The organism is Microbulbifer mixtoriginis (SeqCode), from assembly GCF_052466715.1.
This window is the reverse complement of the sequence record NZ_CP174288.1, coordinates 2,856,860-2,880,795: the sequence shown is the minus strand read 5'-3', so window position 1 is coordinate 2,880,795 and position 23,936 is coordinate 2,856,860. Positions and strand designations below refer to the sequence as shown.

The window sequence follows — 23,936 nt, the reverse complement described above, 5'->3', positions numbered from 1 at the left end:
TTGGCGCCCTTTCCACCTTAACCATAGATGAAAGTTGAATTTTGCGCCTCGTAAAAGATGACTAGTAAGTCTTATCTGGGGCAGAGGGCGGAGTATGCGCCCGATTATTTAAAGGCAAGTTATTTCATACGCTTGACCCGCATTTTTTTCCCACCGTGGGAGGGCTTCATAAAAAAGGAGCCAAACATTGCACGCTCCAAAATAACGAGCTCTCCAGCTTGCCATGATATACGCCCAGTATCATTTTGCTTCCAGATCTGACCATTCTCCAGCGTTACAATCTTCTTGCCGTAGGCATTGTCCTGGATGTCTGCGATTATTGCCTCAATAGTTTCAGGAGCTTCTGCGATTTGCTTCAACTCCTGACCAAAATCTTGTTCGGCTAGCTTCTCCAGGGAGCTGCTGAGCTTATCGTAGCAGGCCAATCGGTCTGTATTGGACGTCACTTTAGAGCAGTGCTTGAGCTGCTTTCCTAGTGAATCTGCATAAACACTGGGGGTAAGGATCGCTAGAAGGGAGATTATAAAAATTCGAGTCATGACTATTTATTACGTTTTTGCTGGTTGTTGGCTTTATTTTGCCGGAGCAGTTGACGATGGACAATTGGATTTGTGCGTCTCAGCACGCTTTTAGTGGAACCTACATGGAAAAATACCCTCGATTAAGACGGGCCATCCTGACGCTCTTCAGTGTTTAGGTGGGCTCGTCTGTAATAGCAGCCTTGTCTTAGGGGATTTTCGAGTGCTTAGCTATTAGCTGGGTTAAAAATATAGGCAAAAACTATCAAGGGGCGGAAAAATGAAAAGTCTTATCACTCCCGCAGTTTTATTGGCCACACTAGGCTGTCTCAGTTTGGAGGGGTTGCGACTCTCTTTTGCAGGGGAGGCCTTTGCCGCGACGAGCGTGGTTACTCTGTCTCAGGAACAGCAGGGTAAAAACACAGAGCAAAACTTTTCTGGAAATGGTGCTCAGAAGAGCGAAATGCTTGATGGCAGTGAGATGTTGGAATTTGAAGGGGATATCTTTGCGGATGTGCCCGAGAATGCGGCAACCGACAAGGGTGTCGGGCAGAGAGATTCATTGGGAGAGAAATCCCCAAGTAAATGACTCAACGGTATCCTTTGTTGCTGTCTTATTAAAAAACCGGGTTTTACCCGGTTTTTTACTGCTTACATAGGCTCAGCGTTTTTGAGCGCTAAAGTGTTTGCCACTTTGACTGCGGCTGTCATCGCCCATTAAGTAGAGGTAGGTAGGCATAATTTCTTCTGGTGCCGCCACAGACTTGGGGTTTTCTGCCGGATAGGCTGTTGCGCGCATTGGGGTGCGAGTTGCACCTGGGTTGAGGCTATTCACCCGTACATTGGATACACCATCTAATTCATCGGCCAACACCTGCATAAGGCCTTCCGTTGCGAACTTTGATACAGAGTAGGCACCCCAATAAGCCCTTCCCTTTAGGCCTACGCTGGAACTGGTGAATACCACTGATCCGGCTTCGGATTTTTCTAGTAATGGCAGTAGTGTTTTAGTGAGTCCAAATACGGCATTAACATTGACCTGCATAACCTGTTGCCAGGCGGAGAAATTGTAATTTGCCAGAGGGGTGCGCTGCCCGAGGAGGCTGGCATTGTGAAGTAGCCCATCGAGACGGCCAAACTCCTGTTCAATGGCCTCGGCAAAACTTTCAAAGTGCTCTATTTTGGCTTCATTGAGGTCCATTGGGAAAATGGCCGGCTGCGGTCCTCCTGCGGCCTCAATCTCGTCATAGACCATTTCGAGTTTTGGAGTGGTGCGTCCCAGTAAGATTACAGTGGCTCCGTGTGCGGCGAAAGTCTTTGCTGCAACTTTGCCAATACCGTCACCAGCGCCGGTAACAAGTATGATTTTATCTTTTAGTAGGTTTGATGGAGCGACATAGTCGCCGGCATATTCAGACATGAAACATCCTGATGCTGGCGCCCAGCATCGGGCCGGGCATGGTTTCGAGGGTTAAATATAATGTTGCTGGAGTAGGGGCCAGATTTCATCCACTGAGCTGACCAGGTGATCGGCACCCCAGTTAGCGGGATCGTCGGAGGCATCAATATATCCGTATGCGCAAGCAATGGTGGGCATGCCCGCACGCTGGCCAGCAATGATATCTCGCTGATGATCCCCTATATAAACGGCATCCGCTGGAGTGCAGCCTATTTTGCTGCAGGCGAGCAGTATGGCTTCAGGGTCCGGCTTGGACTTGCTCACATGATCCGGGCAAATCACAGTGGAGGCTGGCGGCAGGTGTTCGAATGCTCGCATAAGGGGCGCAGTAAACGCTTCGGGCTTGTTGGTAACGATACCCCAGGGGATTTCATTTTGTGCCAGCGTATCAAGTAATGGCTCTATGCCGGGAAAAGGTACGGTCTGCTCTGCGAGGTGTGCCAGGTAAAGATCCAGTAGGCGCTGCAAAAGGCTGGAAAATTCAGGATCGCCTTCCTGCTTGCCAAACCCCAGGGTGACCAGTGCTCGCGAGCCGCTAGAGACGGTGCCACGGATAACCTGATCGGGCAGGGGAGGGAGTTGCTCCTGGTGGCGCAACTGATTGAGCACGACAATAAAGTCTGGTGCGGTGTCGAGGAGTGTGCCATCCAGATCAAATAAAACTGCTTTCATTCTATGGTTCGCTTATTCGGGTTTGCTGGCATACATCAGGTAATTGACGTCGACGTCGCGGGGGTTCAGTTTATAGGTGCGGGTTACCGGGTTATAGGTCATGCCGGTGATGTCGCGTAACTCCAGATCCGCCTCGCGCAGCCAGGCACCCATTTCCGAAGGTCGGATAAATTTGCTGTATTCGTGGGTGCCTTTGGGTAGTAAGCGTAGGATATATTCCGCTCCCACCACCCCGAAAAGCCAGCCTTTAGGGGTGCGGTTGATCGTCGAAAAAAACAGGTGCCCGCCGGGTTTGACTAAGTTGGCACAGGCGCGGATTACCGAGGCAGGATCGGGTACATGCTCGAGCATTTCCAGGCAGGTGACAACGTCGTAACTTTCAGGGGCTTCCTCGGCAAGTGCTTCCACTGTAATACGTCGATAATCTACCGATACGCCACTTTCCAGGGCGTGTAGCTTGGCGACATTGAGAGGGGCTTCGCCCATATCAATACCGGTTACCGTCGCGCCTCGCTGAGCCATTGCCTCGGCTAGAATGCCACCGCCACAACCGACATCCAACAGTTTTTTCCCAGCCACCGAGGCGTATCTATCGATATAATTAGCACGCAATGGGTTAATTTCGTGAAGGGGTTTAAATTCACCTTCTTTGTCCCACCAGCGGCTGGCGAGTTGTTCGAATTTGGCGATTTCCGCGGGATCTACATTACTCATGAAATTCTCTGCATACTCCGTCGCTATCAACCCGCAAATAAATTTGTGCCGGGTTAGTTCAGCACTGAGGTGCTGTCGCCGGCTATAAGCCGGTCCTAGTCCGCGAATACGAGGAGGGTCGAAAGACTACTTCCGTACTTCACGGGCGGCAATAAATGACGAAGAGAGTCAATTTAATTGCCCGGTTAATCGTCAATTGCTGGCAGCTTATTGCAGTTGAATTACCGTAACCAATAACGCCTAGCGTGAATGGCCGGCGATTCTATCACGCCATAATTGCGCCCGCTGGATTACCTCTGCCTCATTCAAGGTTAACAGCTGACGATCCTCCAGCAGTTGTTTGCCGGCAACCCAGACATCGCTGACATTGTGTCCACCGCTGGCATAAATTAACTGTGATACAGGGTCGTGCACTGGTTGCTGTTCGAGGCCGGATAGATCGATCGCGGCAATATCGGCGCTCTTGCCGATTTCCAGGCTGCCAGTCTTCTCTTCAATTCCCAGGGCGCGGGCACCATTGATGGTGGCCATCGCCAGTGCCTGGTGAGCGGGAAGCGCAGTGGCCTTGCCGCTTACGGCTTTGGCGAGCAGGGCGGCGGTACTGGCCTCGGCAAAAAGGTCCTGACTATTGTTACTCGCGGCTCCATCGGTGCCCAGTGATACATTGATACCGGCGTCGAGCATCTCGACCGTGGGGCAGAAGCCGGAGGCCAGTTTGAGGTTGGAGGATGGGCAATGGGCCACATGCGCACCACTGGTTTTTAACAACTCTATGTCCCGTTCATTGGTTGCTACCATGTGCACACAGAGCGTTTGTGGGCTCATTAGGCCTAGCCGCTGTAGTCGTTCGGTGGGGCGTTCACCATTTTGTTTCAACGCAGTTTCCACTTCTTGGTAAGTCTCATGCAGATGGATCTGCACGGGAATTTGCGCCTCGGCGGAACACACGGCGATTTTTTCCAGGGTCTGATCGCCAACTGTATAAGGGGCGTGTGGTGCAAACATCACTTCAATGCGTTCATGGGCGCGGTAGTCGTCGCGCAGTGCCAAGCCTTTGTGCAAGGCCTCTTCGGCGTGGCGGCTCCAGGGGGTGGGTGCGTCTAATATCGGGAAGGCGATATGAGCGCGGATGCCGGTTTCCCGAGCGGCGATTGCTACGGCCTCTGGGTAGAAGTACTGATCTGAGAAGGTGGTAGTGCCCGAGCGCAACATTTCAGCAATAGCGTGGCGGCTGCCATCTGCGACAAACTCCGGCCCCACCCAGCGTTGTTCCGCTGGCCAGATATGTTTCTCCAGCCACTCCTTGAGGGGGCGGTCGTCAGCATAACCCCGCAATAGTGTCATGGGCGCGTGATTGTGAGTATTGATCAGTCCGGGAATCAGGGCGTGATGTCCTAACTCTACTTCCCGCTTTGCCTTAAAGCGTATCTTGGCTTCTGCCGATGGCAGCAGAGCGGTAATTTTTCCGCCTTCAACAGCGAGTGAGCAGTTCTCGTACACTTTTTGTGCGGGGACTACCGGAATAATCCAGCGCGCATGAATCAGGGTATCTATTGCTTGGGGCATGGGAGGTAAGTGGCGACGGTTAAGATAGGGATTTACTTTAGCGGCAGAGTCTGCCCGCGGCAACAGCTGTAGGCAAGGCTCGGAAGTGCGTGGGGACTGCCATCCAAAGGCGTCAAACTGTGCTAGAATCGCCCGCTTATCCGGGCTCAGTATCCATGCCCGCGCTATAAAAGGAACGCCGTAAGCCATGGGCGAATTAGCCAAAGAAATCTCTCCGATTAATATCGAAGAAGAACTAAAGCAGTCTTATCTCGACTACGCCATGAGCGTGATCGTCGGGCGCGCACTGCCGGATGTACGCGATGGCCTCAAGCCGGTACACCGTCGTGTGCTCTTCGCTATGAGCGAGCTTAAAAACGACTGGAACAAACCTTATAAAAAGTCAGCGCGTGTCGTTGGCGATGTGATTGGTAAATATCACCCGCACGGAGATACTGCGGTCTACGACACCATTGTGCGTATGGCTCAGCCGTTCTCTATGCGCTACACACTGGTGGATGGCCAGGGTAACTTCGGTTCTATCGACGGTGATAGCCCGGCCGCCATGCGTTATACCGAAATTCGCATGGATAAGCTGGCCCACGAGCTGCTATCCGACCTCGATAAAGAAACAGTCAATTTTGTCGACAACTACGATGGCTCCGAGCAGATGCCGGAGGTGTTGCCTTCCCGAGTACCGAACCTGCTGGTAAACGGTTCCTCCGGTATTGCCGTGGGCATGGCCACCAATATTCCTCCTCACAATTTGGGGGAAGTTGTTAATGCCTGCCTGGCGCTGATCGCTAATCCCGAGCTGTCTGTCGATGACTTGATGGAGCATATTCCCGGGCCGGACTTCCCCACTGGCGCAACCATTAATGGCCGTGCCGGTATCTTGCTAGCCTACCGCACTGGTCGCGGACGCATCTATGTGCGCGCCAAGGCGGACGTTGTTCGCGATGACAAGAGCAATCGCGAAACGATCATCATTACTGAGATTCCCTTCCAGCTGAACAAAGCGCGCCTGATTGAGCGAATTGCCGAGCTGGTGAAAGAGAAGAAGATTGAGGGTATCTCTGAGCTGCGCGATGAATCCGATAAAGACGGCTTGCGTGTAGTGATTGAGCTTAAGCGCGGTGAGCTGGGTGATGTGGTCCTGAATAACCTCTATTCCCAGACCCAGCTGGAGAGCGTGTTCGGCATCAATATGGTAGCTCTGGTTGATGGCCAGCCCAAGGTGCTGAACCTGAAAGAGTTGCTTGAGCACTTTGTACGTCACCGCCAGGAAGTGGTTACCCGCCGTACGGTTTACCTGCTGCGTAAAGCACGCGAGCGCGGCCACATTCTGGAAGGCCTGGCAATTGCTATCGCCAATATTGATCCGGTCATTGAACTGATTAAATCCTCCGCAACGCCGGCGGAAGCCCGTGAGGCGCTGCTGGCCAAAGGTTGGCCGGTGGGCAATGTGCAGCAGTTCCTGGAGCGCGCTGGCGCCGATGCCTGCCGCCCAGATGACCTGCCTAAAGAATTTGGCCTGCGCGATAACGCCTACTATCTGTCCCCGGCTCAGGCTCAGGCCATTCTCGAACTGCGCTTGCACCGCCTCACTGGTATGGAGCACGATAAACTGCTGGCGGAATACCAGGACCGATTGGAGCAGATCGCCGAGTATCTGCATATCCTCGGCAGTTTTGAGCGCTTGATGGAAGTGATTCGCGAGGAGCTGGAGCAGCTGTCAAAAGACTTTGGTGATGAGCGTCGCACCGATATTGTTGCCTCCCGTCAGGATTTGACCGTAGAAGATCTGATCACCCCGGAAGACAAGGTGGTGACCATTTCCCACGGTGGCTATGCCAAGAGCCAGCCTCTGACCGATTACCAAGCCCAGCGTCGTGGTGGTATGGGTAAGTCGGCCACCCAGGTGAAAGATGAAGACTTCGTCGAGCACCTGCTGATCGCCAACTCCCATGACACTATTTTGTGCTTCTCTAACAAGGGCAAGGTGTATTGGCTCAAGGTCTATGAAGTGCCGACTGCTGGCCGCGCCTCCCGTGGCCGCCCGGTGGTCAATATGCTGCCCCTCGAAGAGGGTGAGCGCATTAGTAGTCTGATGCCAGTGTCTGAATACGATGAGGATCACTTTATTTTCTTCACTACCGCCAATGGCACCGTGAAGAAGACTCCACTGACGGCCTTTGCCCGTCCGCGCAGCGTTGGTTTGCGCGCAATTGAGTTGGAGGAGGGCGATCGTCTCGTCGCTACAGCGGTAACCGATGGTGAGCGCGATGTGTTGCTGCTCACTAGTGCTGGTAAAGCAGCCCGCTTCTCCGAAGCCAATGTGCGCTCTATGGGGCGCGTGTCTCGCGGTGTGCGTGGTATCCGCATGCAGGAGGGGCAGGAAGTGATCGCCATGGTAATCCCTGAAGAGGGAGGCTCCGTGATGATGGCGACTGAAAACGGCTACGGTAAGCGCACCGCGATCAGCGAGTTCCCCACGAAAGGTCGAGGTACCCAGGGGGTTATCGCAATCGCCGAAAGCGAGCGTAACGGCGCTCTGGTCGGAGCCTGTCAGGTCCACCCGGGTGAGGAAATGATGTTAATTTCCGATCAGGGTACTCTGGTGCGCACCCGAGTCGATGAGGTTTCGGTGCTGGGGCGCAATACCCAGGGTGTGCGTGTCATTCGACTCAAGAGCGCTGAAAAACTCGTGGGCCTCGGGCGCATCGAGGAGACGGAAGAAGAGGGTGAAGATAACGGTGGGGCCGAGTGACCCACCCCAAACTACCAACAGAAAGGCTGCGATTATCGCGGCCTTTCTTGCCTCTGGCACCCTAAGAAATGCTTAAAAGCGTGATATCCATCTCCCAAGATGGTGTTTTGTGCGTCGGCATATCTAGTTGAATTTGAAACCATTTTTAGTTTGTGGAAATCAGGTCATGAGGAAATACAATTTCTGCGCTGGTCCAGCGGCTCTGCCGGAACCGGTCTTACAGCAGGCACAGTTGGAGCTGATGGACTGGCGGGGTCTGGGTTGTTCAGTAATGGAAGTTAGCCACCGTTCGCCGGAATTTGTTGAGGTGGCTGAGCGCGCGGAGCAGGACTTGCGCGATCTGCTCCAGGTGCCGGATAACTATAAGGTGCTGTTTCTGCAGGGGGGCGCTACCGGGCAATTTAGCGCGATACCCTGGAACTTGTTTGGTGCCGGCTCTAAGCAGGCAGATTTTATCCACTCGGGACAATGGGCCGCAAAAGCGATTAAAGAGGCCCGGCGCTATGGTGATGTGAATGTGGTCGCCACTAGCGAGGACCGCAATTTCAGTTATGTGCCAGCGCAGAATAGCTGGCAGCAGAGCGAGGGAGCGGCCTATCTTCATTACACGCCCAACGAGACTATTGGCGGTATCGAGTTTGATTATGTTCCAGAAGTGGACTGCCCTCTGGTTGCGGATATGTCATCAAATATCCTTTCCTGCCCGATCGACGTGGAGAAGTTCGGTGTAATTTATGCCGGCGCGCAAAAAAATATCGGGCCCTCGGGAATTGCGGTCGCCTTAGTGCGCGATGACCTCCTGGATCGGGCGATGAAAGATATTCCGCGCAGTTTGAGCTGGAAAGTGGCAGCCGATGCCGGTTCAATGGATAACACCCCGCCCACATTTGCCTGGTACCTTTCCGGCCTGGTTTTCCAGTGGCTTAAGGCGCAGGGCGGGGTTGAAGCTATGGCCCAACAGGCCGCTAAAAAATCCTCGTTACTCTATGAGTTTCTCGATGGCAGCGATTTCTTTTCCAGTCCGGTAGAAAAGTCCAGTCGCTCGCGGATGAATGTCCCATTTGTGCTGGCCGATGAGCGCCTCGATAAACCGTTTTTACAAGAGGCTGAAGCAGCTGGGCTGTTGAGTTTGAAGGGGCATCGCTCTGTGGGTGGCATGCGCGCATCCCTTTACAACGCGGTGCCTTTTGAGGCGGTGAAGGCGTTAGTGGCCTTTATGGCAGACTTTGAAGCCCGCAAAGGCTAGAGAGTAGACAATTATTAACTTCAGGAGAAAGTAGAAAGCGGATGACAGAGGAAACCGTGGGAGGCGACCAGCGCCTGCTGGAGCTGCGCAATCGTATTGATAGTATTGATTCAGAGATCGCGCGATTGATCAGCGAGCGAGCCAGTTGTGCACTGGAAGTGGCTGAAGTAAAGAAAGCGACAGGTGAGGATGCGCTCTACTATCGTCCTGAGCGTGAGGCGCAGGTACTGCGTCGCGCTATGGAGCGCAATGACGGCCCCCTGACGGATGAAGAAATGGCAAGGCTGTTTCGTGAGATTATGTCTGCCTGCCTTGCTTTGGAGGAGCCGGTTAAAGTGGCTTATCTTGGGCCAGAAGGTACCTTTACCCAGCAGGCGGCCCTGAAGCATTTTGGCAATTCTGCGCAGAGTCGTCCGCTGGCGGCGATTGATGAGGTCTTTCGCGAGGTGGAGGCCGGCGCTGTAAATTACGGTGTAGTGCCCGTGGAAAATTCCACCGAGGGTGTGATTAATCATACCCTGGACAACTTTATGAACTCCAACCTCAGTATCTGTGGTGAGGTGGAGCTGCGAATTCACCATCACCTAATGATTTCTGACGTGACCCGCCCTGAATCGATCACGCGGATTTACTCCCATGCCCAGAGTCTGGCCCAGTGCCGAAAATGGCTGGATGCACATTACCCCAACGTGGAGAGGGTGGCGGTTTCCAGTAATGCGGATGCGGCCAGGCGTGTTAAAGGGGAGTGGAACGCTGCAGCAATCGCTGGCGATATGGCTGCCGAATTATATGGTCTCAAAGTGCTCTCAGAGAAAATCGAGGACCGTCCGGATAACTCTACGCGCTTCTTAATCATTGGTACCCAGCGGGTGCCCGCCAGCGGTGATGACAAAACCTCCCTGATGGTCTCTATGCGCAATGAGCCGGGTGCGCTGCACGATTTGCTAGAGCCATTTCGCCGTTATGGAATCGATCTCACCAGGGTGGAAACCCGCCCATCCCAGTCTGGAAATTGGACCTATGTATTTTTCGTAGATTTCAAAGGGCACCGGAATACAGATGATATTGCAGAGGCACTCAAAGAGGTTGGCGCCTGTGCCTCGGACCTGAAAGTGCTCGGGTCCTACCCGCGCGGTGTTCTGTGATGGAGAAGTCTCATATAGGTCGCTTATTGGTGGTTGGTGTCGGCCTTATTGGTGGTAGCTTCGCATTGTCCCTAAAGGCGGCGGGTGCCTGCCGTGAGGTGGTCGGTGTCGCACTCCAAGAGGAAGTCTGTGAAGAGGCAAAGAAGCTGGGCGTGGTCGATCGTGCCTATACCAGTCTGCCGGAAGCGCTCGACTTGTTGGAGGAGGGAGACCTGGTTTTTATCGCTGTGCCAACCTTGGCGGTGGAGTCGGTGTTTGCGCAGTTGAAGGACAATCTGCCCGAAGGTGTAACGGTTACCGATGCTGCCAGTGTTAAGGGTAGTGTGCAACGCTCGGCGGAAAAGGTCTGGGGCAGGGTGCCGAACTTCCTGGTGCTGGGGCACCCGATTGCTGGCTCTGAGAAGAGCGGGGTTAGTGCCGCACGAGATGACCTTTATCGCGATCACCGTGTCATCCTCACTCCAGCTCCTGATACCGATGTCGATCGCCTGCGCTTGGTGGCTCAGGCTTGGCAGGCTGCAGGATCTGAGGTGCTGACAATGTCGGTAGAAGAGCATGATGAGGTGCTGGCTGCAACCAGTCATCTACCTCATGTAATCGCCTTCAGCCTAGTGGATACCTTGGCCCACGACGCCGAGAATGAAAATATCTTTCGCTATGCTGCTGGAGGTTTTCGCGATTTTACCCGTATTGCCTCCAGCGACCCGGTGATGTGGCGGGACATTATGTTGGCCAACCGGGATGCCATTTTACAGGCGATCGACCTCTACAGTCTCAACCTCTCCTCCCTGCGCAGTGCCATTGCCTCCGGTGATAGCTCGGCGCTGATGGGGGTTTTTACCCGCGCTAAAGCGGCGCGGGATCACTTTACAAAAATGTTGGCAAAACAAGCGTATTCAGAACCTATGCAAGCTAAGGAAGTAACTTTTATTGCCCAGCCGGGTGGCACAGTGAGTGGCAAACTCCGTGTTCCTGGAGATAAATCCATGTCTCACCGTTCAATTATGCTGGGCTCCCTGGCTGAAGGTGTGACAGAGGTGGAGGGATTCCTCGAGGGGGAAGATGCCCTCGCTACTCTGCAGGCTTTCCGCGATATGGGGGTGGTGATTGAGGGGCCGGACAAGGGGCGAGTGACAATACACGGGGTGGGACTTCATGGCTTAAAGGCACCGCCTGGCCCCCTGTATCTGGGCAACTCCGGAACCTCCATGCGCCTGCTTGCTGGTTTGCTGGCGGGGCAGGGCTTCGACGTTACCCTGACCGGCGATGAGTCCCTCTCTAAGCGCCCTATGAATCGAGTTGCCAACCCATTGCGAGAGATGGGCGCGGCTATTGAGACTGGTCCTGAGGGTCGTCCGCCGTTATTAATCAAAGGCGGCAAGCCTCTGTCAGGGATCAATTACCGGTTGCCAATGGCAAGTGCCCAGGTGAAGTCTGCGGTACTACTTGCAGGCCTTTATGCAGAAGGTAAGACCAGTACCGAAGAGCCGGCCCCCACTCGAGATCATACCGAGCGTATGCTGCAGGGCTTTGGTTATGCGGTAGAGCGAAATGGCGCCTGTGCGACCTTGCGTGGTAGCGGGGGGCTTAAGGCTTGCCGTATTGATGTGCCGGCGGATATTTCCTCTGCGGCTTTCTTTATGGTGGCTGCGTCTATTTCCCCGGGAGCCAATGTGATGCTGGAGCATGTGGGCATCAATCCCACCCGCGACGGGATTATCAATATCTTGCGGGCCATGGGTGGCGATATAGAGCTTTTAAATAAGCGTACTGTAGGGGGGGAGCCGGTTGCGGATATTCGGGTTCGCTATGCACCTTTAAAGGGGATTGCCATTCCAGAGGATCAGGTGCCACTGGCTATCGATGAATTTCCCGCGCTTTTTATTGCTGCCGCTTGTGCCCAGGGACAGACGGTATTGACCGGCGCCGAAGAGTTGCGTGTGAAGGAGAGTGATCGTATCCAGGCGATGGCTAACGGCCTTTCTGCCTTAGGGGTGAGCGCGGAGCCTACCGTGGATGGAATTGTAATCGATGGTTCTCCTGAAGATGCTGTATTTTCAGGCGGCACTGTGGATAGCTTGGGGGATCATCGTATTGCGATGGCTTTTGCGGTGGCATCGTTGCGCGCAAAGGATACAATTCGCATCCTCCACTGCGCTAATGTGGCGACCTCCTTTCCAAATTTTGCCGAGCTGGCCATCGGTGCAGGTCTAAAGCTGCAGTTGGCATGACCTAAGGCATGAGTTAAGGAGGGGCCGGTTTGCGCGGCTTACAATGAAGTTGAGTTGTACAAAAATATGAATGAAACGAACAAGCTGCCACCGGTCGTCACAATCGATGGCCCCAGTGGTTCTGGTAAGGGAACTATCGCAAAGTTGCTGGCGGATAGGCTGGGCTTTGTTCTTTTGGATTCTGGTGCTCTCTATCGGGCTGCAGCTTTGGCGGCCCTGGAAAAAGAGGTGGATCTGGCCGATGAGGATTCGCTGACCGAGGTTGCCAGAGATCTGGATGTTCGCTTTCTGATCAGTGATGGTTGTTTGCAGGTCCTGCTGGAGGGGCGCGAAGTCAGCCATGAAATTCGTATGGAGCGGGTGAGTATGACGGCCTCTACTGTCGCTGCCATTCCTGGGGTACGCGCCGCATTGTTGCAGCGCCAGCGTGATTTTCGACTACAGCCTGGATTGGTTGCTGATGGCCGCGATATGGGCACGACCGTATTTCCCGATGCTCCAGTCAAAGTCTATTTGACCGCCAGTGCAGAAGAGCGCGCCAGAAGGCGCGAGGCTCAGTTGCGGGAGAAGGGGGTTTCTGTTAGCCTCCGCGACCTGCTGGAGGACATCCGTGCCCGTGATGCACAGGATATGAACCGAAAAGCGTCCCCCCTGGCTCCTGCGAAAGATGCGGTAGAGCTCGATAGTACTGGGGTGACGATTGAAGAGGTTCTCAACGAAGTACTGGCACTGGTGCAGAAGCGAATCGCGCCCTGAACCACAGAAGTCAGTAGCAGAGAGTTTTTAACGATAACGGCCGGGTTTTGCCAGAATTGCCCGGCCGTTGTTGTAATCCGACCCGCGTTCTGGCATCGCGGTTGGGGTCTTGGCTGGCGGTTGACTAAACTCAACAGTTACCAACGGCTGGACCCAGCACTATAGGTAATGTAATGAGCGAGAGCTTTGCTGATCTATTTGAAGAGAGCCTGAAAAGCGTTGAAATGGCACCGGGCGCTATTGTTACTGGTGTTGTAATTGACGTAGACAAAGACTGGGTAACCGTTCACGCGGGCCTGAAGTCTGAAGGCGTTATCCCTGCTGCTCAGTTCGCCAACGATAAAGGCGAAGTTGAGCTGCAGGTGGGCGACGAAGTACAGGTTGCCCTGGAAGCTGTAGAAGACGGTTTCGGTGAAACCCGTCTGTCCCGTGAAAAAGCCAAGCGTGCTGAAGCCTGGAAAATCCTCGACGCAGCTCACGCAGCTGACGAAGTGGTTAAAGGTGTTATCAGCGGCAAGGTTAAGGGTGGCTTTACTGTCGACGTTGCCAATATCCGCGCATTCCTGCCCGGCTCTCTGGTCGATGTTCGCCCGGTTCGCGACACTGCGCACCTGGAAGGTAAAGAGCTCGAGTTCAAGGTTATCAAGCTGGATGCCAAGCGTAATAACGTAGTGGTTTCCCGTCGCGCTGTGATGGAAGCTGCAACCTCTGAAGAGCGTGAAGCGCTGCTGGAAAGCCTGCAAGAAGGCATGAGCATTAAGGGTATCGTTAAGAACCTGACCGACTACGGTGCTTTCGTAGATCTGGGCGGTATCGACGGCCTGCTGCACATCACCGATATGGCTTGGAAGCGCATCAAGCACCCAAGCGAGATCGTGAACGTTGGCGACGAGATCGAAGTAAAAGTACTGAAGTTCGACCGCGAGCGCAGCCGTGTATCCCTGGGCCTGAAGCAACTGGGCGAAGATCCTTGGGTATCCATCAAGCAGCGTTACCCAGAGAACAGCCGCGTGAAGGCGGTTGTAACCAACCTGACCGACTACGGCTGCTTCGCTGAGCTGGAAGAAGGTGTCGAGGGTCTGGTACACGTTTCCGAAATGGATTGGACCAACAAGAACATCCACCCGTCCAAAGTTGTCCAGGTTGGCGACGAGGTAGAGGTGATGATCCTGGATATCGACGAAGAGCGTCGTCGTATCTCCCTGGGTATCAAGCAGTGCCAGGAAAATCCGTGGGATGCCTTCGCGCGTAAATTCGCTAAGGGCGACAAGATCTCCGGTAAGATCAAGTCCATCACTGACTTCGGTATCTTCATCGGTCTCGACGGCAGCATCGACGGTCTGGTTCACCTGTCCGATATTTCCTGGAACGAAGCTGGCGAAGAAGCTGTTCGCAAGTTCAAGAAAGGCGACGAAATCGAGACTGTTATCCTGGGCATCGATTCCGAGCGCGAGCGCATCTCTCTGGGTATCAAGCAACTGGAGTCCGATCCGTTCTCCGACTACGTATCCACTAGCGATCGCGGCAGCATCGTCAATGGTATCGTGAAGGAAGTAGACGCTAAGCAAGCGGTAATCACCCTGGCGGATGAAGTTGAAGGCATTCTGCGTGCTTCTGAAATCAGCCGCGACAAGGTTGAAGACGCTCGCAACGTTCTGAAAGAAGGCGAAGAAGTAGAAGCTAAGATCACCAGCGTGGATCGCAAGAACCGCGTGATCAGCCTGTCTATCAAAGCCAAAGATCAGGACGACGAGAAGCAAGCCATCAAGGATCACAGCAAGAAGCAGTCTGAGCAGGTTCAGCCCGCTACTATCGGTGACCTGATCAAGGCACAGATGAGCAACAAAGATTAATAGTCTTTAAGTGTTCATTGCTCCAAGTTTAGTGCTTGGAGTGACCCGAAAGCCGGACTGGGGTTGCCCAGTCCGGCTTTCTATTAGATGATTGGCGCTCTACTCCAGAAAATCAATGACTTACAAAGGTTGCGGAGCGCATGACCAAGTCCGAACTGATCGAAAGGATTGCGTTGAGGTTGGATCAGCTGCCAGTTAAGGATGTAGAGCTGGCGGTGAAGGTGATGTTGGATACTATGTCTGACTCCCTGTCGCAGGGTGAGCGTATTGAGATACGTGGTTTTGGTAGCTTTTCCCTACACTACCGAGCGCCGCGCACTGGGCGTAACCCCAAGACGGGGGATGCTGTGGCGTTAGCGGGTAAGTATGTACCCCATTTCAAACCGGGGAAAGAGTTGCGCGACAGAGTCAATCGCAGTATGCATGATGTGGTTGGGATCGAAGTATGATTGCATCTTAGGGCTTGCGGGATCAGAGGGGCAGGGCTCCTCGAGTGGCAGTACCGTTCGCCAGAAAATTCTATTGGCTGTTAGAGTCACCCTTTAGTGGAACGTGGAGGTTCCCTTGTCATTTCTGCGCTGGCTGATGCACTTTATTTTCGGTCTTCTGGCCCTGGTGTGCGTTGCTCTCGGAATCTATTTCGCGGTGGAAAACTCCCAGGTAATCTCCCCGGTTATTGCAGGCTACTCATTGCAGTCAGGCAGCGTTGGTGTTTGGCTTATCTGCATGTTGCTGCTGGGTGTCCTGCTCGGATTTCTCGCCAGCCTTTTGCCAATTTTTTCCCAGCGTCGCCGCGTGCGAGGTCTTAACAGGCAGCTGAAAAAGATGGAGCGCGAACTCCAGGCTGTTCATCATAAGGCTACCGGAGACTGACTTGCTGGACTTAGCCTATTTCTTCTTTTTACTGGCTGCCGTTGCAATCGGTTGGGTGCTGGGTCGAGGCAGTGCCAGGAAAAAACCTGACTTTAGTGAGCAGGAGCAATCCCTCGCCCGCTCCTATGCTCAGGGGCTCAACTATTTACTCAGCGAGCATCCCGATGACACTATTGAGAAGTTTATTGATTCTCTTGAGGTAAGCCCGGTCACTTTCGATACACACCTGGCCTTGGGGAACCTCTTGCGTAGGCGAGGGGAGTACGACCAGGCTATTAGGGTGCATCAGAACCTGCTGGCGCGCCCTAGTCTATCAAGGCAGAGCCAACACAAGGCCCAATTTGAGCTGGCTTGCGACTATATTGCTGCTGGTTGGTTGGATAGAGCCGAGCGACTATTACAAGAGCTGGTTGAGACTTCACAGGAGCTGCGTGCAACCAGCCTCGAGCACTTGATAGAAGTTTATAGGGATGAGAGAGAGTGGGCTAAGGCTATTCATGCAGTAAATTTACTGCATGGCCGCCGCTTTAAGCGGCTGTCAGCGGACTGGGCTCCTGTGCAGGCACACTTTTGCTGTGAGTTGGCTGAGGAGGCTATTACCGGCAAAGACTACTTGAGTGCGCGAAAGCATCTCGACGCGGCTTTAGGGTATGATCGAAGTTCGGTCAGGGCTTGCCTGTTGTGGGCGCGACTCGAATATTTGCTCGGCAAGCAGCGAGATGCCATTAAAGTATTGCAGCGGATCCCCAAGCAAAGTCCAGACTATATCCCAGAGATTCTAGAGCTGTTAGTCACCTGTTACGTGGAGCTTAATGATGGGAAGGGGTTGGACCGCTATCTTGAGTCGCTTCTCAAGGAGCATCCTTCAAATAGTGTGCTGATTGCCCTGACTAGCAGGATTCAGGAGCAGGATAGCGAAGCTGCCGCTGCAGCTTTTATGGGAAAGCAGCTTGCTCTGCGTCCTTCTTTGCGAGGGCTTGGCCGCTTTCTGGACTTATATATAGGTACTGCGCAGGGTAGATCGAGGGAAAATCTCTCCCTGCTGAAAGCGCTTATCGATCAGTTGATCGCTAGCCGCCCACACTACCGGTGTAGCAACTGTGGTTTTTCTGGTAACCAGTTGCATTGGTTGTGCCCCAGTTGTAAGCACTGGGATTCTGTCCGGTCAGTCAAAGGGATCGAGGGTGAGTGATCAGCTCCCTCGGCCACCGTATAACCTAATCCTTAAGAGGTATTTCTTTGCAGTCTCAAGTCTCCTCCCCAGTTATTGTTGCTCTTGACTATGACAGCGCTGATGCCGCGCTCTCCATGGCTGACCAGTTAGACCCGTTGCTTTGTCGGGTAAAGGTTGGCAAGGAGCTTTTCACTATTGCTGGGCCCGATCTGGTTCGTGCCCTTGTGGACCGCGGGTTTGAGGTGTTTCTAGACCTGAAATTTCATGATATTCCCAACACTGTCGCTGCGGCGGTTAAGGCGGCTGCGCGCATGGGGGTCTGGATGGTGAATGTGCATGCTAGTGGTGGAGAGCGGATGATGAGAGCGGCTGTAGATGCTCTGAGTGAATTTGGTGCTCGAAAGCCATTGTTGATTGGAGTTACTGTATTGACCAGTACCACCCCGGAGGAGCTGGCTGCCACTGGGGTTGCTAAACCGCTTCAGGAGCAGGTGATAAATCTGGCAACACAAGCACAGTCTTGTGGTCTCGATGGTGTGGTCTGCTCTGCCCGTGAGGCTGAAGCGTTAAAAGCGGCTTGCGGCCCCGACTTTGAGCTGGTGACCCCAGGAATTCGTCCTGCGGGCAGTGATGCCGGCGATCAGCGACGGACTCTCACCCCTTCTGAGGCGCTGGATCAAGGTGCTGACCTCTTGGTGATAGGTCGACCTATTACTGCAGCAAAGAATCCCATGCTCGCTCTTCAAGATATATTGACTGAAATTGCAGGAAATTAAGGTTTGTTTGCCTAGACCGGGTGTGATGTAGTGTAATAGCCCTCGGGCAAAGTGTTGTTTGGCCTATTGGTATCATGTCCCGGCTTGGGGAGGTAGAGCTGTCCCAATGTGAAACTAGAACACTTTCACTGGGAGTCGAACATGATTAAAACTCATTCATTACTTTCTTTGCTGTTAGCTATTGCACTTTCATTTCTTTCCTCATCGGTAGTATTTGCCGATGGGGCTGAGAGTGAGCAGCAAGTTGCCTTTGAGGTCAATGTAAACAGTGCATCTGCTGAGGAGCTTGCTGGCAAGCTTCTTGGAGTTGGTGAGGCTAAGGCGCAGTTGATTATCGAGTATCGGGAACAATATGGACCCTTTACATCCTTGGATCAGCTTCTAAATGTCAAAGGGATTGGGGCGGCCACCCTGGATAAGAATCGTGAGCGCATTCGGTTGTAGCTGCTTCTGACTAGCGGTGGATTAAGGTCTTCTTTGCTGAGTGGGTAAGGGGTCTATGTCTACCTATTTGCTTAATCGGGTTAGAGAGAGGGTTCTATCACCCCCTCTGCTGTGAATTTGGCGTCAGCACTTATTTGAGTTTTTAGTGTTGGCGCTATCTCACGCCAATCGTAGAGCATTGAGGAGAGAGGTTTAGTGGATCCGATGTCAGCTTGGTGGCTTCCCTTGCTAGTTGGAGGGGCTCTGAGTTATGGCGTGACGCTTGTCTTGCTGTTGCGCATGCGAAATTTGGCTTTAGATGTTCCTAATCACCGTTCAATGCACAGCGCTCCAATTCCGCGCACAGGCGGATGGGCACTGTTGGCGGGCTGCGGACTGGGCATAGCTGTAGGGCCTGCTTCCCTCCCGTTACCTGTTTATATGTCTTTTGTGTTGCTCCTTGCCGTATCTGCCATGGATGATATTAGGCATGTGGCGGCGAAGGTACGTTTGGCTTTTCAGCTGATTGCTGCTTTGATGGTTGTCCTTGCGCTACCTGTAGGGCTGGAGTGGTGGTGGCTTCCCCTTTTTGTGTTGGGCGGGGCCTGGATGATCAATCTATACAACTTTATGGATGGTATAGATGGATTTGCTGGCAGTATGACCGTGATCGGCTTCTCATCTCTTTGTCTGGCATTCCTCTTAGTGGAAGACTGGGAGTTGGCAGGGGTGTGTGTCTTATTCGTTGTGTGCGCATTAATTTTCTTGCGCTTTAACTGGCCTCCTGCGCAAATTTTCTTGGGAGATGCAGGGTCGACGTGCATTGGCTTGGCGGCGTTTACCTTAAGCTTATTTGGATGGCAGAGAGGGGCCTTTGAGTTATGGTTTCCAATCATTGTTTTTAGCCCTTTTTGGGTGGATGCCAGCATTACATTGTTGTGGCGAATGGCTAGCGGGCAGCGTTGGTGGGAGGCGCATCGAGAACATTTTTATCAACGCTTGGCTATTCGTATCGGGGTGGCAAAAGCGCTCTACCTGCAGCTGATTCTGATGATCGCAGCCTCTGTCCTGGCGTTCACTTTTTCTGCTTTCGCGGCAACTTGATTTCAACGGTCGCTTTTAATTGGCGCCACGGATTGGTTGATTTTTATGTATGGGGTAATCCTGTGATGGGAATTTGGCGAAAGCTGGAGAGGGCTAGGAAGCCGGTTTTGATGTTGCTGTTTGACTTGGCAATGCTGAGTGCTGCCTTTTTTATGGCGATGGCAATTCGATTGAATGGATTAGCTGAAGCCGTAACACTCCCAATGCTGGGTTGCTTGATTATTACGATCTGCTCTAGCAGTTTAATATTTCTAAAGCTTGGCCTTTACCGCACAGTTATCCGCTATATGGGGCAGAAAGCGGTTATTGCTGTGCTCCAGGGAGTTACCGCATCCTCAATTCTGCTTGCGGTTGCCTCTTATTTGACGACCGCAGGTGTCCCCCGCTCGGTTCCCGTAATTTACTGGTGTTTCGCGTTGATAGCAGTAGGGGGGTCTCGGTGGCTCGTCCGAATTTACTATCAAATGGCGTTGGAAATTCATAAAACGCGAGTGGCAATTTATGGGGCTGGTACTGCTGGCCTACAAGTTTACAAGGCCCTACTTCACGGTGAGGTCTACAAGCCGGTTGCCTTTTTTGATGATAACACCTCAAAGCAAAAGACCCTGATAGATGGTGTTATGGTCTACTCCCCTTCAAGCATACTTGATGTGGTCGCTGAGCTTGATATTGCTGAGGTGCTGCTGGCGATGCCAGGTGTTCCTAAGCGCCGGCGCCGAGAAATAGCGAGAGGGCTTCGTGATCAGGGATTGGTAGTCAAAGCTATTCCTGGTGTGGAGGAGCTGGTTGATGCGGCAGGCCGTACCGAAGATATGTCCCAAACCTATGAGAATGTATTGGGCAGGGCTCCGGTGGAGCCTGAGAAGGCTCTGATAGCTGGTTCCATTAGCGGCAAAGTAGTGCTGGTGACGGGCGCTGGCGGCTCTATTGGATCGGAGCTTTGCCGACAGATTGCCCAGTGGGGCCCGGCTCATTTGGTGCTGGTGGAATCTTCAGAGTATGCGCTTTATCAAATGGAGCGCGAGCTTCGTCAGCAGCAGCAGGATGAGGGGTATCAACTTCGGGTGACCGCGCTGCTTGGTGATGTTCGGGATAGAGTCCGGATGGCGGATATTATCAAGGGTTTCTCGGTTAATACCATTTATCATGCCGCTGCTTATAAGCATGTTCCCCTGGTTGAGCAAAATGTTGTTCTGGGGGCGGACAATAATGTGCTGGGCACGTTGTCGGTTCTGGAGGCTACGGAGGGCTCTAAGGTGGAGCAGTTTGTGCTGATCTCCACCGATAAGGCTGTACGCCCTACGAACGTAATGGGGGCTACCAAGCGTTTCGCGGAGTTGGTGTGCCAGGATTATGGGCGTCGCTCTACTCAAATGCGGGTTTGCATGGTGCGCTTTGGTAATGTGTTGGGGTCTTCGGGTTCGGTGATACCCCTGTTTACGGATCAGATTAATGCGGGCGGTCCTGTCACTGTAACCCATCCAAAAGTGACGCGTTACTTTATGACCATTCCTGAAGCAGCTCAGCTTGTATTGCAGGCAGGCAATATGGGGCGCAATGGCGATGTATTCGTTCTGGATATGGGGGAACCAGTCCTTATATATGACCTTGCTGAGCGGCTAATTAGGGTTATGGGACACTCTGTGAAGGATGATAAAAATCCTGATGGGGATATTGAGATTCAAGTGACAGGTTTGCGTCCTGGGGAAAAGCTCTATGAAGAGCTGCTACTCGGTGACAATGTATTGGGCACTGATCACTCGATGATAATGCGTGCGGAAGAAGAGTTTTTGGAGCCTGGGGTCTTGCAGCGATTGATTGCAGGGTTGAGGCAGGCTTGCGTAGAACATCATTGTGAAAGGGTTCATCAGATTTTGTCTGAGGCGGTAAGTGGTTACACCTCAAAGCAAGGTTTGGTCGATGCTGTTTGGTCCCGGTCTCGCACTGTGAAGCCCCAGATAAAAATGGCCACGGTGGAGCGTCTTCCTGTTACCAGTGAGGGCGGCTTGCACTAGCTTGCCAGGTAAGCTGTTAGATGAGCTCCTGATTTTGGGGGCTTGTAAGTCCTAGGGTGGAATATAGGTAAAGGCCATTCTGCCCATGGGGTGAGGGAAGTGCGGTGAAGTATGAAGAAAGTGAATAAGAAAAAACCCCGCATAGCATGCTATGCGGGGTTTTTGTTTGGCTCCGCCTGCTGGGCTCGAACCAGCGACCCAATGATTAACAGTCATTTGCTCTACCAACTGAGCTAAGGCGGAATTTAATCTAACTTATAGAGCGCAAATTAAGCTGCGCTTTGAAATTTGGCTCCGCCTGCTGGGCTCGAACCAGCGACCCAATGATTAACAGTCATTTGCTCTACCAACTGAGCTAAGGCGGAATATCTTTTCGGCTGTGCCGTTGAGATGGCGCGTATATTATAGAGCACTCCTGGCGAGGTCAACCCCTTTTTTGATCTTTAACTAATTGATTTGTCAGGAAATTATTTATTTGGCCTGTGCGCAAAATGCCTCAGGTCTGGGTGGGGCGGGGTAGGACGCTATTCTCTTGTATTTGAGGGTGGTATGACGACAGCCTACAATCCGCTGTTGCATGAACGATTGAGTGGTTGAGGGAAGTGTATGGAGTCGCGACCTTTTAAGGTGGAATCTAAGTATCAGCCGGCCGGGGATCAGCCGCTGGCGATCGAGCAGTTATCCGAGGGCATAGATGACGGCTTGAGTCATCAAACACTGCTAGGGGTTACCGGCTCAGGTAAGACCTTCACGATGGCGAATATTATCGAGCGCTTGCAGCGCCCGGCGATAGTGATGGCTCACAACAAAACGTTGGCAGCTCAGCTCTATGGAGAGTTCAAAGAGTTTTTCCCCAAGAATGCCGTCGAATACTTTGTTTCTTATTATGACTACTATCAGCCCGAGGCCTATGTTCCCTCCTCGGATACTTTTATTGAGAAAGATGCATCGGTAAATGAGCACATTGAACAGATGCGCCTTTCCGCCACCAAGGCACTGATAGAGCGGCGTGATGTTGTGGTCGTTGCCACGGTATCGGCTATTTACGGTCTGGGTGATCCTGATAAATACCTAAAAATGGTATTGCACTTGGATCGCGGCGACCTGGTGGATCAGCGCACAATTTTACGCAGGTTGGCGGAGTTGCAATACACGCGCAATGATGCTGATTTCCGCCGCGCAACTTATCGTGTGCGCGGCGATATTATTGATATCTACCCGGCCGACTCCGATTTGGAGGCGGTACGCCTGTCTCTGTTTGATGAAGAGATTGAAGAGATCACCCTGTTTGACCCGCTTACTGGTGAGCAGTTTAAGAAAGTTCCCCGGGTTACCATCTTCCCCAAGAGCCACTACGTTACCCCACGTGAGACCATTGTCAGCGCTATTGATGAAATCAAAGATGAGCTGCGAGTACGTCTGGAGCAGTTGCGCGGTAATAACAAGTTATTGGAGGCGCAAAGGTTGGAGCAGCGCACCCGCTACGACCTGGAAATGATGCAGGAGTTAGGATACTGCAATGGTGTGGAGAACTATTCCCGCTATCTCTCCGGCCGCAATGCTGGTCAGCCACCGCCCACGCTATTCGACTACCTGCCAAACGATGCACTGCTGTTTATCGATGAAAGCCACGTAACCGTGCCACAAATCGGCGGCATGTACCGCGGGGATAGATCGCGCAAAGAAACTCTGGTGGAGTATGGTTTTCGCCTGCCTTCTGCCCTGGATAATCGCCCCCTCAAGTTTGAGGAGTGGGAGCACCTGGCCCCGCAAACGGTATTTGTTTCGGCAACGCCAGGGCCTTATGAAGCCGATCATGCGGGGCAGGTGGTGGAGCAGGTGGTGCGGCCCACAGGACTTGTTGATCCGGAAGTAGAAATCCGCCCGGCTCAGACCCAGGTTGACGATGCGCTCTCTGAAATTCACCGCTGCGCGGAAGCGGATCAGCGAGTGCTGATTACCGTGTTGACAAAGCGGATGGCAGAGGACCTGACTGAGTATCTGGCGGAGAATGGGGTGCGTGTACGCTACCTGCATTCCGATATTGATACCGTTGAGCGGGTGGAGATTATCCGTGATCTTCGTATTGGTGAGTTTGATGTGTTGGTGGGTATTAACTTGCTGCGAGAAGGGCTGGATATGCCTGAGGTGTCTCTGGTGGCGATCTTCGATGCTGACAAGGAGGGTTTCCTGCGCTCTGATCGCTCCCTGATCCAGACTATTGGGCGTGCGGCGCGCAACCTTGAGGGGCGGGCTATTTTATATGCGGACAAAGTAACCGGCTCCATGGAGCGCGCGCTTGAAGAGACCCGTCGACGCCGGGAAAAACAAATTGCTTTCAATAAAGAGCATGGCATTACACCGAAAGGGATTCGCAAAAGCGTTGCGGATATTCTTGAGGGCGCTGTGGCGCCCGGTGTGCCCAAAAGTAAGCGTAAGGTGGCAGAAGGGAAGGGTACCTATAAGGTTGATGACAAACCGATGTCCGATAAGCAGCGCTGGGCGCGAGTTGCTGAGCTGGAGAACCAGATGTATGAGCACGCCAAAAACCTGGAGTTTGAATCTGCAGCGAAGCTGCGAGATGAGATTGCCCACCTGAAGGAGGTGGAATAGTTTAGTTGGGGGCGGCTTTTTCGGCTGCCCTCACCGCCACGGCAACTTA

General features: G+C 53.0%; 20 protein-coding genes and 2 tRNA genes. 15 read left to right on the top strand and 7 right to left on the bottom strand.

Annotated features, from left to right (window positions below; translation table 11 throughout):
* Positions 1–119: 119 nt before the first annotated feature.
* Positions 120–539 carry a hypothetical protein gene (locus ACJJH9_RS12770; protein ID WP_444923003.1) on the bottom strand — a complete coding sequence of 140 codons (420 nt, stop codon included), beginning with the start codon at positions 537–539 and terminating at the stop codon, positions 120–122.
* A gap of 259 nt (positions 540–798) precedes the next feature.
* On the opposite strand from ACJJH9_RS12770, the gene ACJJH9_RS12765 reads away from it, so the two are divergent.
* On the top strand, positions 799–1,107 hold the full coding sequence (locus tag ACJJH9_RS12765; protein WP_444923002.1) for a hypothetical protein: 309 nt from the start codon (positions 799–801) through the stop codon (positions 1,105–1,107).
* Positions 1,108–1,179: 72 nt separating this feature from the next.
* Here the strand turns inward: ACJJH9_RS12765 and ACJJH9_RS12760 are convergent, their stop codons facing one another.
* The 4 genes from ACJJH9_RS12760 to ACJJH9_RS12745 all read right to left on the bottom strand — a co-directional run bounded on the left by ACJJH9_RS12760 (position 1,180) and on the right by ACJJH9_RS12745 (position 4,929).
* Positions 1,180–1,938 carry a YciK family oxidoreductase gene (locus tag ACJJH9_RS12760; protein WP_444889836.1) on the bottom strand — a complete coding sequence of 253 codons (759 nt, stop codon included), beginning with the start codon at positions 1,936–1,938 and terminating at the stop codon, positions 1,180–1,182.
* Between the two features lie 51 nt (positions 1,939–1,989).
* Complete coding sequence (locus tag ACJJH9_RS12755; RefSeq protein WP_444923001.1) at positions 1,990–2,649, bottom strand: HAD family hydrolase; 660 nt, start codon at positions 2,647–2,649, stop codon at positions 1,990–1,992.
* A 12-nt stretch (positions 2,650–2,661) separates the two neighbouring features.
* Positions 2,662–3,363 (bottom strand): bifunctional 2-polyprenyl-6-hydroxyphenol methylase/3-demethylubiquinol 3-O-methyltransferase UbiG, encoded by a 702-nt coding sequence (gene ubiG / locus ACJJH9_RS12750; RefSeq protein WP_444923000.1) that lies wholly within the window; start codon positions 3,361–3,363, stop codon positions 2,662–2,664.
* A 240-nt stretch (positions 3,364–3,603) separates the two neighbouring features.
* Positions 3,604–4,929, bottom strand: a complete 1,326-nt coding sequence (locus ACJJH9_RS12745) for a TRZ/ATZ family hydrolase (protein ID WP_444925225.1) — start codon at positions 4,927–4,929, stop codon at positions 3,604–3,606.
* 187 nt (positions 4,930–5,116) lie between these two features.
* Between ACJJH9_RS12745 and gyrA the strand changes: the two genes are divergently transcribed.
* The 13 genes from gyrA (at position 5,117) to ACJJH9_RS12680 (ending at position 21,274) form a co-directional block, all read left to right on the top strand.
* Positions 5,117–7,678, top strand: coding sequence for a DNA gyrase subunit A (gene gyrA / locus ACJJH9_RS12740; protein ID WP_444922999.1), 2,562 nt, complete (start codon positions 5,117–5,119; stop codon positions 7,676–7,678).
* A gap of 166 nt (positions 7,679–7,844) precedes the next feature.
* Positions 7,845–8,924, top strand: coding sequence for a 3-phosphoserine/phosphohydroxythreonine transaminase (gene serC, locus ACJJH9_RS12735; RefSeq protein WP_444884293.1), 1,080 nt, complete (start codon positions 7,845–7,847; stop codon positions 8,922–8,924).
* A gap of 41 nt (positions 8,925–8,965) precedes the next feature.
* Positions 8,966–10,069 carry a prephenate dehydratase gene (gene pheA / locus ACJJH9_RS12730; protein ID WP_252082383.1) on the top strand — a complete coding sequence of 368 codons (1,104 nt, stop codon included), beginning with the start codon at positions 8,966–8,968 and terminating at the stop codon, positions 10,067–10,069.
* Positions 10,069–12,300 carry a bifunctional prephenate dehydrogenase/3-phosphoshikimate 1-carboxyvinyltransferase gene (locus ACJJH9_RS12725; RefSeq protein WP_444922998.1) on the top strand — a complete coding sequence of 744 codons (2,232 nt, stop codon included), beginning with the start codon at positions 10,069–10,071 and terminating at the stop codon, positions 12,298–12,300. Before pheA ends, ACJJH9_RS12725 begins: the two co-directional genes overlap by 1 nt.
* Positions 12,301–12,366: 66 nt before the next feature.
* Complete coding sequence (cmk, locus tag ACJJH9_RS12720) at positions 12,367–13,056, top strand: (d)CMP kinase (protein ID WP_444922997.1); 690 nt, start codon at positions 12,367–12,369, stop codon at positions 13,054–13,056.
* Positions 13,057–13,229: 173 nt separating this feature from the next.
* Complete coding sequence (gene rpsA, locus ACJJH9_RS12715; protein ID WP_252082377.1) at positions 13,230–14,909, top strand: 30S ribosomal protein S1; 1,680 nt, start codon at positions 13,230–13,232, stop codon at positions 14,907–14,909.
* Between the two features lie 140 nt (positions 14,910–15,049).
* Entirely contained in the window at positions 15,050–15,358 is a 309-nt protein-coding gene (gene ihfB, locus ACJJH9_RS12710; protein ID WP_252082375.1) for an integration host factor subunit beta, read from the top strand.
* Positions 15,359–15,473: 115 nt separating this feature from the next.
* On the top strand, positions 15,474–15,782 hold the full coding sequence (locus ACJJH9_RS12705) for a lipopolysaccharide assembly protein LapA domain-containing protein (protein ID WP_444922996.1): 309 nt from the start codon (positions 15,474–15,476) through the stop codon (positions 15,780–15,782).
* Position 15,783: 1 nt separating this feature from the next.
* Entirely contained in the window at positions 15,784–16,974 is a 1,191-nt protein-coding gene (gene lapB / locus ACJJH9_RS12700; protein WP_444922995.1) for a lipopolysaccharide assembly protein LapB, read from the top strand.
* Between the two features lie 47 nt (positions 16,975–17,021).
* Complete coding sequence (pyrF, locus tag ACJJH9_RS12695; protein ID WP_444922994.1) at positions 17,022–17,732, top strand: orotidine-5'-phosphate decarboxylase; 711 nt, start codon at positions 17,022–17,024, stop codon at positions 17,730–17,732.
* 141 nt (positions 17,733–17,873) lie between these two features.
* Positions 17,874–18,176: a ComEA family DNA-binding protein gene (locus ACJJH9_RS12690; RefSeq protein WP_252082368.1), complete on the top strand. Its 303-nt coding sequence runs from the start codon at positions 17,874–17,876 to the stop codon at positions 18,174–18,176.
* Between the two features lie 204 nt (positions 18,177–18,380).
* Positions 18,381–19,259 (top strand): MraY family glycosyltransferase, encoded by an 879-nt coding sequence (locus ACJJH9_RS12685; protein WP_444925224.1) that lies wholly within the window; start codon positions 18,381–18,383, stop codon positions 19,257–19,259.
* A 65-nt stretch (positions 19,260–19,324) separates the two neighbouring features.
* The gene (locus tag ACJJH9_RS12680) at positions 19,325–21,274 is read left to right on the top strand and encodes a polysaccharide biosynthesis protein (protein ID WP_444922993.1); all 1,950 of its coding nucleotides are present in this window, start codon (positions 19,325–19,327) and stop codon (positions 21,272–21,274) included.
* 167 nt (positions 21,275–21,441) lie between these two features.
* On the opposite strand, the gene ACJJH9_RS12675 is transcribed toward ACJJH9_RS12680, so the two are convergent.
* Positions 21,442–21,517: transfer RNA gene (locus ACJJH9_RS12675), tRNA-Asn, on the bottom strand.
* Positions 21,518–21,563: 46 nt separating this feature from the next.
* Positions 21,564–21,639, bottom strand: a tRNA-Asn gene (locus tag ACJJH9_RS12670).
* Positions 21,640–21,880: 241 nt separating this feature from the next.
* Between ACJJH9_RS12670 and uvrB the strand changes: the two genes are divergently transcribed.
* The gene (gene uvrB, locus ACJJH9_RS12665; protein ID WP_444922992.1) at positions 21,881–23,887 is read left to right on the top strand and encodes an excinuclease ABC subunit UvrB; all 2,007 of its coding nucleotides are present in this window, start codon (positions 21,881–21,883) and stop codon (positions 23,885–23,887) included.
* Positions 23,888–23,936: the final 49 nt, after the last annotated feature.